The organism is Loktanella sp. PT4BL, from assembly GCF_003201935.1.
In the GTDB taxonomy this organism is placed as follows: Bacteria; Pseudomonadota; Alphaproteobacteria; order Rhodobacterales; family Rhodobacteraceae; genus Yoonia.
The window spans coordinates 149790-163196 of the sequence record NZ_QJJL01000006.1; the positions used below are offsets into that span (position 1 = coordinate 149790).

14 protein-coding genes and 1 tRNA gene are annotated in these 13407 nt (G+C 55.8%); 13 read left to right on the forward strand and 2 right to left on the reverse strand.

Annotation, left to right across the window (positions count from 1 at the left end):
- Positions 1-26: 26 nt before the first annotated feature.
- Complete coding sequence (locus tag C7964_RS16330) at positions 27-830, forward strand: undecaprenyl-diphosphate phosphatase (RefSeq protein WP_110280718.1); 804 nt, start codon at positions 27-29, stop codon at positions 828-830.
- Here the strand turns inward: C7964_RS16330 and C7964_RS16335 are convergent.
- Positions 827-1807 (reverse strand): complex I NDUFA9 subunit family protein, encoded by a 981-nt coding sequence (locus C7964_RS16335; protein ID WP_110280719.1) that lies wholly within the window; start codon positions 1805-1807, stop codon positions 827-829. The two genes, C7964_RS16330 and C7964_RS16335, sit on opposite strands and share 4 nt — an antisense overlap.
- A 158-nt stretch (positions 1808-1965) precedes the next feature.
- Here C7964_RS16335 and C7964_RS16340 point away from each other — a divergent pair.
- Both C7964_RS16340 and C7964_RS16345 read left to right on the forward strand, forming a co-directional pair.
- Positions 1966-2052: transfer RNA gene (locus C7964_RS16340), tRNA-Leu, on the forward strand.
- A 186-nt stretch (positions 2053-2238) separates the two neighbouring features.
- A complete protein-coding gene (locus tag C7964_RS16345) occupies positions 2239-3522 on the forward strand; it encodes a tyrosine-type recombinase/integrase (RefSeq protein WP_286164010.1) in 1284 nt (427 codons plus the stop codon).
- A 259-nt stretch (positions 3523-3781) separates the two neighbouring features.
- Here C7964_RS16345 and C7964_RS16350 read toward each other — a convergent pair whose 3' ends face one another.
- Positions 3782-4579 (reverse strand): DUF3800 domain-containing protein, encoded by a 798-nt coding sequence (locus C7964_RS16350; protein ID WP_110280721.1) that lies wholly within the window; start codon positions 4577-4579, stop codon positions 3782-3784.
- A 533-nt stretch (positions 4580-5112) separates the two neighbouring features.
- Here C7964_RS16350 and C7964_RS16355 point away from each other — a divergent pair.
- The 10 genes from C7964_RS16355 to C7964_RS16400 all read left to right on the forward strand — a co-directional run bounded on the left by C7964_RS16355 (position 5113) and on the right by C7964_RS16400 (position 13356).
- The gene (locus C7964_RS16355; protein WP_110280722.1) at positions 5113-5946 is read left to right on the forward strand and encodes a hypothetical protein; all 834 of its coding nucleotides are present in this window, start codon (positions 5113-5115) and stop codon (positions 5944-5946) included.
- A 187-nt stretch (positions 5947-6133) separates the two neighbouring features.
- Complete coding sequence (locus C7964_RS16360; RefSeq protein WP_110280723.1) at positions 6134-7954, forward strand: primase-helicase family protein; 1821 nt, start codon at positions 6134-6136, stop codon at positions 7952-7954.
- Positions 7938-8393, forward strand: coding sequence for an HNH endonuclease (locus tag C7964_RS16365; RefSeq protein ID WP_181417215.1), 456 nt, complete (start codon positions 7938-7940; stop codon positions 8391-8393). Before C7964_RS16360 ends, C7964_RS16365 begins: the two co-directional genes overlap by 17 nt.
- 193 nt (positions 8394-8586) lie before the next feature.
- The gene (locus C7964_RS16370; protein WP_110280725.1) at positions 8587-8823 is read left to right on the forward strand and encodes a hypothetical protein; all 237 of its coding nucleotides are present in this window, start codon (positions 8587-8589) and stop codon (positions 8821-8823) included.
- The gene (locus C7964_RS16375) at positions 8820-9035 is read left to right on the forward strand and encodes a hypothetical protein (protein ID WP_110280726.1); all 216 of its coding nucleotides are present in this window, start codon (positions 8820-8822) and stop codon (positions 9033-9035) included. Before C7964_RS16370 ends, C7964_RS16375 begins: the two co-directional genes overlap by 4 nt.
- A 79-nt stretch (positions 9036-9114) precedes the next feature.
- Complete coding sequence (locus C7964_RS16380; protein WP_110280727.1) at positions 9115-10359, forward strand: site-specific integrase; 1245 nt, start codon at positions 9115-9117, stop codon at positions 10357-10359.
- Positions 10356-10538 carry a hypothetical protein gene (locus tag C7964_RS16385; RefSeq protein WP_110280728.1) on the forward strand — a complete coding sequence of 61 codons (183 nt, stop codon included), beginning with the start codon at positions 10356-10358 and terminating at the stop codon, positions 10536-10538. The genes C7964_RS16380 and C7964_RS16385 overlap by 4 nt, the downstream gene beginning before the upstream one ends.
- 323 nt (positions 10539-10861) lie before the next feature.
- On the forward strand, positions 10862-11632 hold the full coding sequence (locus C7964_RS16390) for a hypothetical protein (protein WP_146214878.1): 771 nt from the start codon (positions 10862-10864) through the stop codon (positions 11630-11632).
- 74 nt (positions 11633-11706) lie between these two features.
- The gene (locus C7964_RS16395; protein WP_110280730.1) at positions 11707-12525 is read left to right on the forward strand and encodes a hypothetical protein; all 819 of its coding nucleotides are present in this window, start codon (positions 11707-11709) and stop codon (positions 12523-12525) included.
- 69 nt (positions 12526-12594) lie between these two features.
- Positions 12595-13356, forward strand: a complete 762-nt coding sequence (locus C7964_RS16400) for an outer membrane protein (RefSeq protein ID WP_110280731.1) — start codon at positions 12595-12597, stop codon at positions 13354-13356.
- Positions 13357-13407 lie beyond the last annotated feature (51 nt).

Below are 13407 nucleotides of genomic sequence, written 5' to 3' on the forward strand. Positions count from 1 at the left end.
GACAAGACGAATCAAAAGCCGGATCAATGACAACACTCCACCTGCTCATCATCGCGATCGTCCAAGGGATCACCGAGTTCCTGCCCGTGTCATCATCCGGTCACCTGATCCTGCTGCCATCACTGACAGGCATGACCGATCAGGGACAGGTCATCGATGTCGCCGCCCATGTCGGTACACTCTGCGCCGTCATGCTCTATTTCCGGTCCGACGTGAAACTGGCCCTCGGCGGCACCCTGCGCCTGCTGCGCGGCAAGATCGACACCCAAGGCGCGTTTCTTGCCCTTTGCCTGATTATCGCAACAATCCCCGTGATCATCGCAGGCCTGATCCTAAAGGTGACCGGTCTCTCTGACGCGATGCGGGGTATCGCCGTGATCGGGTGGTCCATGATCATTTTCGGGATCGTGCTTTATTGGGCCGACCAGAAAGGCGCGGAGGAAAAGACAGCCGCCAGTTGGTCATTGAAAGACGCCCTGAAAATGGGGCTCTGGCAGGCGGTTGCACTGATCCCCGGCACATCGCGCTCCGGCATCACCATCACCGCAGGACGTATGCTGGGCTATACGCGTACAGATGCCGCGCGCCTTGCGATGCTGATGTCGATCCCGACAATCATTGCCTCTGGTGCCTTGCTCAGCCTCGATGTGATCGGATCAGGCAACATCGGCGCATGGCGCGATATCGGGCTGGTGGCAGTTATGTCATTCGCGGCAGCACTGCTTGCACTGGCGCTCATGATGCGCCTTCTGAAATCCGTCAGTTTCACACCCTACGTGATCTACCGGATCGCGCTTGGCGTGGTGCTGCTCTGGATCGCCTATACCTAGACTTTCAGGTTCTTCGCGGATTCCTTGATCGCGTCATACTGCCCCGACGGACGGAACCGCCACAGGTAATCAGGCAACACGGCTTCCATCGCGGTCGGCTGCAAACCGAGAGCGGCAAACCCTTTGGCATCCCCGGACACGATATTATCGACACCGAGGTTGATCACCTGATCCTTTGTCACAGGCCCCTTGATCAGACCCAGCGACACAGCACGCACAATGCCAAAAACAGTTGCCATGATCCGCGCCATCCAGAACGGAGTATTCACAATCAAACGGCGGCGGCGGATGATACGCAGCATCAGTTGCATCAGCTCGCGGAAGCTATGCACATCAGGCCCGCCCAGCTCATAAACACCGCCTTCCGCCTGCCCTAGAACGCCTTTGACTGCTGCGGCTGCCACATCATCCACATAGACGGGCTGGAACTTGGTTTCGGCTCCGATCACAGGCAACACAGGCCCCAGACGGGACATACCGGCAAAGCGGTTAAAAAACTGGTCCTCGGCACCGAATACGATTGATGGACGCAGGATCATCGCCTGCGGCATATGCGCGAGCACAGCCGCTTCGCCTGCAGCTTTGGTCTTGGAATATTCGCTTGCTGCCTCGGCGTTCGCGCCAATCGCAGAGATATGCACCATCCGCGCCACACCATGTGCCGCAGCGATGCGGGCGATGCGCCCGGCACCTTCGGCCTGCACGGCCGTGAACGTGTTCTTGCCAACCTCGTCCAGCACACCCACGCAGTTGACCACAGCATCGGCACCCTCGGTCACGGCCGCAACACTGGCATCATCGCGGATATTGCAAAAAACCGGTTCAACCTGACCCACCACACCGTAAGGGCGGACAAACATCGCCTCGTTGACGTTGCGCACCGCGACGCGCACACGCCATCCCTCTTTCGCCATGCGCCGCGCGATATAGCGTCCGACAAAGCCGGAACCGCCGAAGATAGTGACAAGCTGTGACATCCCTGGGCCTTTAGATAAGTAGCTGGTGTCGGGTTTACCCCCCGCCCCCCCTGTAAGACAAGGCGCAATCTGGGAGGATTTATTTGTTCCCCGGATATTTGTGGTCGAATCGCGTTGACAGCCCCTTAAACCGCGCGTAAATCCGCGCCACGTGACCTGCCCAGGTGGCGGAATTGGTAGACGCGCCAGCTTCAGGTGCTGGTGTCTGTATGGACGTGGAGGTTCGAGTCCTCTCCTGGGCACCACCAAATCCCCGATATCTCTAAGAAAAGTAAAGAAAACCTAGGGTTTTAGGTTTTTTGGGACCATTTTCGGGACCGCTTTTGGGACCACTTTCGTCAGTTTTGGACTGTAGATTGTCAGGTCTGGCGGGCCGTTTTCGGTTGCCTCTGGTCATGCTGTGACAGACGTTGCTCAGCATGGACCAGACAATGCCCCTCAAGCTCCCCCGCTATATGTTCCGCCGCGCCAACGGTTCTTTCCGCTATAAACGGAATGTCCCCAAAGACCTGCGAAAGGTGATTCCGAAGGCCACTGTGTACCGGCAGTTGGGGAATACCTACCACGATGCACTTAGGGCTTTGCCTAAGGTCCACGCTGAGATCGAGGCCCTATTTGATTTAGAGCGGCGCACCACAGATGAGCAGCGGGCAACAGCTCTTGTCCGGGAACGGCTGGGCGAACGGTACCAAGCCATGTTCATAGATGGAGCCGTTGATCCTGAGTGGCCTGAGTACGACGACTTCCAAGAACTGGCTGAGGATGTGGAGCACGCTGTGCCAAAGGGTGTGGTGAGGCAACTCAAGGCCGCTTCTGCAGAGGCCGCCCCCATGTCGCTCTCTCGGGTTTTAGAGGAATACTACACCTACAAGGCGGAAGAGAGTGACAACGGTCTGCGTACTCGGATGGATCGTATCCGCAAAGACCTGATCCTTTGCCTTGGCAAGAACCGCTTTGAGTGGACCGAGCTGAAGGATCTTACACGAGCAGATGCCAATGCCTACCGTGACCTCCTACTGGCCCGCATGGCACCCAACTCTGTGCAGCGGAACCTTGGGGTAGTCAAAGCAGCCATCAATCACGTCTTGCTGGAGCATGACCTGGACCTCCGCAATGTCTTCCAAGCCATCAAGATTAAGGGAGCGGGAAGCAGCAACACTGATCGACTTCCCATCACGGATGAGCAACTGGCTCTCATGGTGCCCGCCTTTGCCAGCAGCGAGGTTGCCAGCAGTCTTTTGCTCTTACTGACAGACACCGGGGCTCGCTTGGCAGAGATCAGTGGTCTTGAGGCCAAGGACGTAGACCTCGAGAACGCCATCCTGCATATCCGCCCCAATGACCGCCGAGGCCTCAAGACCAAGACCTCTACCCGCAGCATCCCTCTGTCACAGAGAGCCACAGAGTGCCTCAGACAGCATCAGGTTGGGCTCTCGGATACCGACCCCATCTTTCCCGCCTATGCTCAACCCCGTGGCAATGACAAAGCCTCCGCTATGCTGATGAAGCGGCTCCGTACCGTCATCACAGACAAGAAAATCACCATGCACTCCCTCCGGCACCGGATGAAGGACAAGCTGCGCAACACCGGCTGTCCTGAGAACCTGTCGATGGAGATACTTGGGCACTCCCAGGGCAATGTCGCCGCTAACTATGGGTCAGGCTATGCCATCGAAGTCATGCGGGAGGCGTTGGTGAAGGTCTGGGCCGAGTGAGGGGAAGTAGCGGATCATACGACTCAATAGTAGCTAATTTCGCGAAAGGCAGCTTGTCAAATTGGGGTTTGGTTCGAGCTCATTTTCCTTCTGTCTGAGGTGCACAGAGACAGAATCGTGACATGCAAACTCGAAGTCTTGAGGGAAATTTCACTTGCTTTGACACCAGATTGGTGCAAATACTCACTTATGGCTTTGCCACGGGGTCAGGCTATACGCCGACCGACTTAAGGAATCCTTCGGGGTTCCTTTTGTGTTTTTAGAGGTCTTTCCAATTGCCATATTCGCCATCATAGCAGGAATACTTCACCCCAACGGTTTCATCTTCGTGCTTGAAATCTAACAACATTCTTCGTTCAACCAATTGATTGTAGGCACGGTTTTGCTTTCCACAGGTAACGTGGCTCACCGGATGGACAATAAGATCCGCCAACTGCAGCAACGGGTTTCCTTTGCCATCGGGCCAGATGACGTTGAGATGTTTGGTGAATTGTTCGCTCGACAAGGGCCCGTATGACCCCGAATTCTGGGTACAAAATCCCAACCCTGTATTCTTGAGATCCTCGAAGTAGCGCTCCAGCAACCTGTCCTCTTTCGCCCCGGTGCGCTCATATACTACGTCTAAGCTCCGGCCGTCCTGCATCGCAAGCTTCGCAGCTCGCTCAACTGAGATGTCGAAAGCTGTCTTGCTCATATCCCAGCGGGTCCCGTCAGGGTATTTGTTAAGATAACGATCTCGATAGCCGGGACGGCAAACTACGCAGGCGTGGGCGATCAGTCGGTCATCCAGAACAAGATTGTCCAGATCCACAAAAAACGCCTTTTTCTTTTCCTCGTCCTTTTTTAGGAAACCAAATTTCCCTTTACCCGATCGAATCTTGTTCCCATGAAGCGAGGGCACATCCCATTTGTTGCAAAATGCCTTCAGATTCTCAGACAGTTCCTCAACGTCCTCAAACGCAACAATGACTCCCCCGAGAGCAAAACTTAACTCATGAGCAGGTGAAGAAGCGTTGGTCGCACCCTTGCAGATCGTTCGCGTTCCGAAGTCGTCCATGTAAAAGACGTATTTATTATTCAAGTTGACCTCGGAATCTATCGGAGCTCTACAATCTATAGTGGAACAGGTCGATGATGGAAACGTTCCATCCAAAAGAATATGACAACTCACGCCCCGCGCCAGTTATGGAAACTACCGCTTACGTATCGCCCTTTCAAAAGCGCCCCCCAATTGCTGACAAAAGCCACCGCTTTTGGAACGATTTTTCCAAAGCCTACATTTGCGCAAATTGCAGCGAACGTCCTCTTCCCGCCTATCACGACCTCGGGCAGCACCGCCTCAACACCTCCCAAGCACCATCAGATCACCCAACCCTCTAAGGCACCAAAAGCACTGCCACCTAATGAGGAAAGCATAACGGTATCAGAATTGGCGATCACTGTTCTTCTTGCTTGGCAAGAGAAGAGAACGGGTTACCCAAACCCTTATATATTACTTCTTAGATATTAAGAATTATAGCTTATTCCTTACTCATTGCTCCTTACTTATCTCATTAAATCAATATATTATCCTAAAGAAAGACTATCCCTATGACAGTATTCATCCGACCCGAGTTCACCCCGGGCACCCTCCCCACCTTTAACGGCTACCACCTCCAGATCTTTGCTTCTGGTCGTGCCAAGGTCAGCCTCCAGATGCTGACCAACAACAAGAAGAAAGAGTTCTATACCGCCCTCCCCAAACGGGACCGTGACGGGTTGCGGAGACAGAAAGCCCGCTCACTGACTGACCTGCCCGATCACTATGCCGCCCTAGATCAGCTTTTGTCCGCCCACCCTGACTCCAAGGTGTTCCGCCTCCATGCCAAAGGCGACAACAACGCCACCGCTGACAACGCCCACGTGATTGCCTCCCTAGAGCAAGCGACCCTCTGGCTGGTCATGTCTGGGGTAGTCCACCAGTGGGGACTCACCACGATGCTTGTCCACGTCCTCCTTCAAGGCAAAGGCAAGCGCAAAGGTGAGGCCAGCATCTTTAACGAGTATGCCCCCACCCAGGACCATGACTGGCAAGACGCGACCTTCGAGATGGTAGACTATGCCAAGGGCTTGCGTGAGGGATCGGCCAGCACAGCTTTACCAACGGCACCCAAGGCACCTCTATCAAAGGTAGCACCACCCCCAAGCTATATGATCCCCCAGCCCACACAAAAGGCAGAGCCACGTGTTCAGCCAACCCCTGTGGAGACTGACTATGTGTCCGACGATCCCTGTGACGATCCCATCCTCTTTGCAGAGCTCCTCCATGACTCGGAAGAGGAAACCTTCCCCGAGCAGCAAGAGAACCAACCGTGGAAAACCACATCCAAGGGTCAGTCAACGCTCTATGGCACGGACGGCTTGCGAGCTCAGCTACTCGGGTAACTGCAAACCCAGGCTGGTTGGTGGGAATATTTTGGCCAAAAACCCAAAAGCTTCATGGCCTTATGCGGGAAATGCAGCCAAAACTGTGGGGACGTAAACGCTGCAAACGACTGAATTTCTATCCGCGACAGGGAAATCTGAAGCAACCTGTAGGTGCAGCACAGACAATCAAAGGGAACCAAAGTCTATGACCGATGATGAGGCGGCCGATGCCAAGGTACTGTATGAGTGGGCAGGGGTTGCTGGGGTTGAGCTCGATGATGACGATCCGGACGTGGCGCTCACAAAGTGGCAGGAAAGTATCTTGGAGCAGCGGGAGGCTGATCTCCAGTCGGGGGTCGCGTGGCATCCGGCAGTGCTGGCAGCTGATGAGATTGTCGCTAAGAAGCCAAACGCTGCTACTCTACGGGCCAAGATCCAACGAGATGTGTCGAGCTGGTTTGTCCAGACAAACGGAAAGTTCATCAAGCTGGGCGGCGGCCCCATGCAGTACAGTGAGCTTGAGCTAGCAAAGCTACTACCTCAGATGATTTCCGCCCACTACGAGAATCACCCCAAGATCATGAAGGATGCGAACAAGATCAGTTACGCTGCCATGCAGGGCGGAAGTCCTGATCCCCGCATGACCTTTGGTATTTACTCGGGCAAGTCCTACCCGCAGCCCGGCAACAGCGCCAAGCGGCTCTTCAGAGACGGGCTCTGGGATATTAACCTGTGGCAAGAGCCGTCCTATCGTCACCTACCCCCCAGTCAGAACTTCCAAGATCAGCCCTGCGCTTTCCAAGACATGCTGACCTTTGCCATCCCAGATGAGACCCAGCGCAATCACTTGCTCGACTGGATATCGTGGTGCCTCCAAAATGAAGCACAAAAACCAACGTGGTCCATTCTGCTCTATTCCGAGGAAAAGGGCACAGGTAAGTCGACCATTGGTGAGGTTCTTGAGGCGCTCTTTGGGGCAGCCAATACAAGCGCTGTGAACGGTATCCGTTCGTTGACCCAGAGGTTTGCCGCTGACGTCCTCAGCAAGAAGCTGATTGTCGCAGAAGAGGTTCACATCAGCAGCTTTTCTGATGAAGGCAATGCCCTCAAGGATGTCATCACCAATGATCGGGTGACAGTAGAGCCCAAATATCAGGCTTCAGTGACCATTCCCCAGAAGTCATGCTTCCTCTTCACGACGAACCATAAGCCGCTTTGGCTGGAGGGCGGAGAACGGCGCTACTATGTTATCGAAGTCTCACACGATGGCAGCGCACTCGGACCGAAGAGTGAGGACTTCAGCGCCTTGGTCGGTCGGGTAAAGGCAGAAATTGCAGACCCTCAAAAGCTGCGTGATCTCTATGCGCGGCTCATGGCCCGCACCCAAGGTCCAACCTTCCACCCCAAGGAGCTGCGGTTTGCGGACAATGCGACCCCGATCATGCGCGAGTTGCAGGAGACCTCTGGCAATGAGGGGGATGAAGTACTTGAGGCACTGTTGTTGGACTACTGCGTCGAGATCATCCCCAGCGCTGACTTCCCCGAACTCATCAGCTTTCTCAGAAGCCGTAATGCCAATGCCCTGCGCAATGCACTCGCACGGCTTGGATGGGGAGAACGCCGCCTGCGGGTGAAGGGCAAACAGGTGCGGACTTGGGCCAAGAGAAGCCTCGAGATTGAGAACCGCCGCATCAGTTCTAACCAACTGGCTGCCCTGTATAAGCCGGATGCGGTTGCCTTGGGCTACACGTGGTTCGACCTCGACTTCTACCTTGAGAAAACCTGGGGCCATCTGCGCCAAGATCGGCTCAAAAGGCCCTCCAAGCTGGACGATGCCGCGTCAGGGACGACCGCCAACGAGAGTGACAACCCGGACGGCAAGTTTGGTCCGTTCAATGGCCCCAAGAGCCACCTGCGCTACCAGACTGTGATGTTTGAGCGAGAAGCCCTCGCGAGCAAAGCACAGGAATTGCCGCCTCACGCCGATGACGAGAACCCGGACGACGACCTTGACCGTCACTTCTAGAGACGCCCTCGCAAATCAAGTCCGGCAAGACGTCATCAGTGCTGCTCAGTCGACCTGCGAAAGTCGTGACTGGGAGACCCTTGGCGTATCCGAAGAAGATTGGTGGCCGCAAACGTACCTGCATCACAGCCAAGAGCTCTCGGACAAGATCGAGGCCTACGTCCTCATAGCACGCGATGGGGCCAACGGCTGCCTTGAGCTGGGCCATGACGACAACCCTCAGCGCGTCTTCTGGCGTGAGCACCGTCAAAAGGTCTACCAGTTGATTGCTTGGGCGCTGGCAGGCGATATCCCGCGTCGTGGGCTCGTGGTGCGCCACAAGTGCGACAACCACCTCTGTATCCACCCCCTGCACCTCGAGGTGGGCACCCAATCTGCCAACCTTGTGGACCAACGGCGGACAGGTGCTCGGCGGCTGAAGTGGCCAGGTGGGCGATAGTTTGTCGCTGTCTTGCTGTCACACTGTCACAGGTAGGGTTAAGGCACTGATCTGACGCCTCTTTCCCGAGACAGTCGTCCTGTCACAGTGTGGGTTTGTGCTGTCACAGGGCAACTTTGCTGTCACAGCTCCGCCCCAAAAACTGAGCAAACCTTCGCATCTATACAAAGAAACCCTTCATGGAGATGTATAGATGTTTACACCCTTTTTGCTGCTTATGGCGGCGGGGGTCGGCTTCCGGCTGACCTTATCGTGGATATTGAGGAAGAGGTTTGGCCTCGACCTTGCGATCCCCCAAGCCCTTGCCGGGGCGCTGCTTGTCTTGGCCTGTTTGCCAAGCTGGCTTCAACCCATCCCTTTGCCGATCCCGCTTGGTGTGGCTCTTGGGGTGGTGCTGCCTGACCTTCTGCTGACGCGGAGGGGGCTATGACAGACTGGCACCTCAAAGAAGACGACGTGGTTGTCTTACGACCCCTTGATGACATTCCCGAGCACCTTTTCCAGGTCTGGGAAGTTTTTGACGATTGCATCACCGGCTACTCGCTGACGGGACCTCTCGAAGGTGTCTACGGCGAGCCCGGACTGGAGCTGATCCTACGGGTCCACTCGCGCAGCACCGGAGGCGATCAGGGAAGGGGTTAAACCCAGCCCCCTGTTGATTCCGTTCACAAAAACTCAATCCAACACACAAACCGGGGCTTTTGCCCCGCTAGGAGACGTCATGTCTACACAAATTAAGTATGCCTACAGGCGGCATAACACATGGATCTACCGCCGCACCTACCCCGTCCACTTGCAGGAAATACTGGGATCGTCGCTCAAGCGGTCCCTGCATACCGCCGATGCCAAAGTTGCTGCCAAGCGGGTGGCAGAACTCAACACTACCTTCGATGCGATCGTGCAGGAAGCGGAGGCCAAGCTGGCTGCGGGGGCAACAAGTGGCGAGCCACCACAACTTGCCATTGCCGTCCCTCGGTACCAGCGCGCTCGCCTCTTGGGGGAAGAACAGGTGCAGGAGGTTGCTGCTGTCTACTTGGCAGAGGCTTCCAATCGCCTGCGTCCGGGCAGCTACAAGTCAGTCCGCTTTGCCTTAGAGTTGCTGATCTCGCATGTGGGGGACCGCAAGCTGGGCGACCTCAACGATACCTTAGGCAAAGAAGTGTTAGGGTATGTTGCGCGGCTGTCTCCCAACATCAGGAAGTACAGCCAAGCGCAGGGGGCATCTCTGGCAGAGCTGGCAGCTTTGTCGGAGGAGTACGAGGAGGTATCCCTGACAGCCCAAACCCAAAGGCGTATCTGGCGGCAGTTGCAGCAGTTCTTGGATTGGTGTGTTCGGTCAGGAACCTTGGAAGCAAATCCCTGGGGCGGGCTTCTGGTGAAGGAAAGGCCAGAGGTCCGATCGCACAGGGTCCTGACTGATGCTCAGGCCTCTCTCCTACTCAACACTAACGACAGGGTGCTTCACAGCGCCCTTCTTTTTTGCCTGCTGACAGGAATGCGGTCGGGGGAGGCCTGTGGGCTCTTGTCGGAGGACATCAGTACCAAAGGCAACCTTGGGCGGTTCGTGCAGATCAGGCCCAACCACCTGCGGCCACTCAAGTCTAAGGCGGCAGAGAGGGTGGTGCCGCTGCATCCTGTGCTGGAGCAACTCTTGGACCAACGACTGCCATCGCAAGGGCGGCTCTTTCCCTCCCTAACGGTGGATCGGGTGGTCAAGCGCTATGCCTACCTCAGGGCGGTGCACAGGGACCTGCATGGCACGGTGTTCCACTCCACCCGCAAGTGGTTCATCACCCAGTGTGAGCGCACAGGTGTCCCTGAGCACTTCACCGCCAGCCTTGTCGGCCATCAGTCAGCCCGCTCCGAGAACAAGCTCACCTACGGGCTCTACTCTGCTGGCATCAGTGACACCCAAAAGCGGGAGATCATTGATCAGATCAGGTTGCCTGTGGGGGTGGTGCTATGAGCGCCTCGCGTATCCCTGACATCGAGGCCTTTGAGGAACGGGCTGCCATTGCTGAGTACGATGGGGGGCTAACAAGGCTGCAGGCTGAATCCCTTGCCGCACAAGAGCAGGGCTTTGCCTCGGCTGGGGAATACTGGCGGTGGTTGGCTGACTATGTGGTCAAGCGAGGGCTTGGCTGAGCCTCAAAACGATACTCCCGTCCGGCTGCCCTTCGCGGGTGGTCGGGCGGGGGCGAAGGGGGTGGTTATTTTTTTGGAAAGAAAGTTGCTGTCAAGCAAGGCCAGACTGCAAAGTGGATATAAGTCAGGTCATGATTACATCAATCTCCACATATTCAACGGTGTAAAGACTACCTAACGGGTGATGACTTGGCATGCACCGCCAAGCGTAACAGTCATCTTTTCGACAAAAACATTCAACATTTGACATATATCAAAACCTTCCTCTTCTTCCCGCCGTTTCCTTGTACGAGAAACAGAAAATGGAGATGACGATGTACTTGATGAAAACACTAAAATCTTCGGTAGCATTAGCTGCGGCTGTATTGCTTACGGGGGTTGCCGCCAGTAACTTCAACGGCCTGTCTATGGCAGCAATGGCACAAGAGGCCTCTGGCGGTCCGGACAACGGCCAAGGCAATCAAGGCGGTCAGGGTCAGGGCGGGCAAGGTGCGCAATCCGGCCAGGGCAATCAAGGCGGATCTGGCGCTGGACAAGGCGGACCGGATGTAACGTCCGATGGCCAAGGGCCACAGGCCGGTAACCCCTCTGATACCAATTCTGGCGGTGGCAAGCCCGCTTGGGCGCAAGAAGGTATCCCTGAAGTAGAACTGGGGCGTCTCAGCGTTGCACGTTCGCCCGATCAGGTGCTCGAGAGGTCCCTCGAAGAAGCACTTTCGACTTGGGATGCAGCGACAATGGAAGCTTTCTACAGTCTTCCACTGGATAGCTCTGACCCTGACGCGACAACGATCCTGACTGAACTCAGCCTGAATTGGGACAATCTGACAATCTACGACTCGCCCCTTCAGAACCTCGCATTGATGAAGGACATCCTTGATGATGGTGATAGTCAGTTGGATGTAAACAACGATACTGACGTCCTGATGGCCGTATTCCTTGGCGTTGCCTCTGATAAGGTATTGCCCATTTCAACAGACACAGTAATCGCCGTCACAACGATCCTCGGTTACCCGATTACGGGCGATGATGCAGAGGACTTGGCTGAGGACGCTGAAGCAGTTCGCATCGCCGTTCTTGCTGGTCACGGTTGATCTCACTGAGTTGCCCGTTGGACACCAATCTAGCGGGCAACGTATTACGACGGATATTTTTGAGGAGGTTCGCAATGCTGTTCCTGCACAATCTTGCCCGGGGCAAGGCCCCTCAACTCTCTATGCCAGTGCTCGCTATCGCGATTGGGCTTGGTATCGCCATGTCCCCAAGTATCAGCAGCTTTGCTTTCGCCGAAGGCCATGAAGACGGCGAGACAACCCACAGCGGCGGCCCAAAGGGCCCTGGTGGGCAAGGCGGTAGTGATGGCCACACCTCAGGTGGCCACGATTCCGACGGTGATGACCATACGGATCATGAGGGTGGACAGGGCGGCCCAAAAAATGGCGGACAAGGTCAGGGTGAAGGTGAGGGGCAAGGTCAAAATGGTAGCGGTGCCAGCGGCCAAGGTTCCGGACAGGTGTCCGGTCGTCCAGTCTGGGCGCAGGAAGGTATCCCAGAGGTCGAACTAGGGCGTTTGAATGTGGCGCGCTCGCCTGATCAGGTTCTGGACCGTGCCTATGCCGAGGCTTTGGGCAGTATGACCCCCGAGGTTCTGACCTTTTATGGGCGCACTCTGGAAGGGATGATCACGGAGCTTTCGCTGAACTGGGATCAGGTCAGCTTTATCGACTCGCCTTTGCAGAACCTTGCCCTGTTACGCGAAGCGCTCGACAGTCAGTCAGTGCTGACGACCCAAGGGATCAACCCCAACAACGACACGCTGATGGCCGCATTCCTTGGTTCTGCGTCGGACAAAGAGATTCCTATTACTGCGAACACGGTCTTGGCGTTGACGGCAATCTTAGACAGCCCCGTCACGGCGGAAGAGGCTGCTGCACTCGCGGCAGATGCAGAGCGGATTCGCATCGCAATTCTAGCCGGACACGGCTGAAGGCCAACAAAACGGTGCAGGTCGGCTTCGGGCTGGCCTGACTGAGTCAAACTCTAGGAGAACGGGCCCTTGAATATTTCCAAATCTTTCGCTGCCGCCTTTGTCACCACGCTTGGCTGTCTTGCCTTTGCCGCGCCAAGCCCAGGGTTTGCTCAGACAACTGATGTGGCGTTCGGGCAAAATGTGGCGAGTGTAACTTATGGCCCCTATGTCCGTTTTGAGCTTGGCGGCGCTAGACACGATCTGTCTGAGGGATATTGGCTTCCTCCTGGGGCAAGCGATCCTCGCGTTAACTTTAAGCCTATTCCCAAAGATGATTGGCGCGGCCTTGCTGGGTCAGCGGTCGGCTATGACTGGCAAAACGGGTTCCGCGCCGATGTCTCGTTTTTTACGACCGGGACGATCGGATTAACTGCGCCATGCAGCAGTGTCACGAATCTCACTCCATGTAGTGAACATGCCGACATAACCGACGCATCCATTGAGAGCAGCGGATTGATGGGCAACCTGTTTTATGCACCGTTTGAGGCTCAAGGCTCGACCGCGGTCTTGCAGCCATTTGTTGTCGCGGGTCTTGGATTTGCACACAATGAAATGGGACCTTGGACCCGCACCAAGAACCCGGACAATGACACGGTCAGCGAAGGAACGGTTCGCACCTTTGAAGGTGCCAGCAGCACTGATTTTGCCTGGTCCGTTGGCCTTGGCGCTTCGCTGCAGTTGACGCGGCCCGGCGAGTGGCCTGTTATCATTGAGATGGCCTATAAATATTATGATTATGGCACCGCCCCCTGTGTCAGGGATGTTGTCCGCTGCTCTATTTTTCTCTAATTTTCAGGTGGGCGGATTAGGACAATGACATGGGATATTCACTGGAACGAA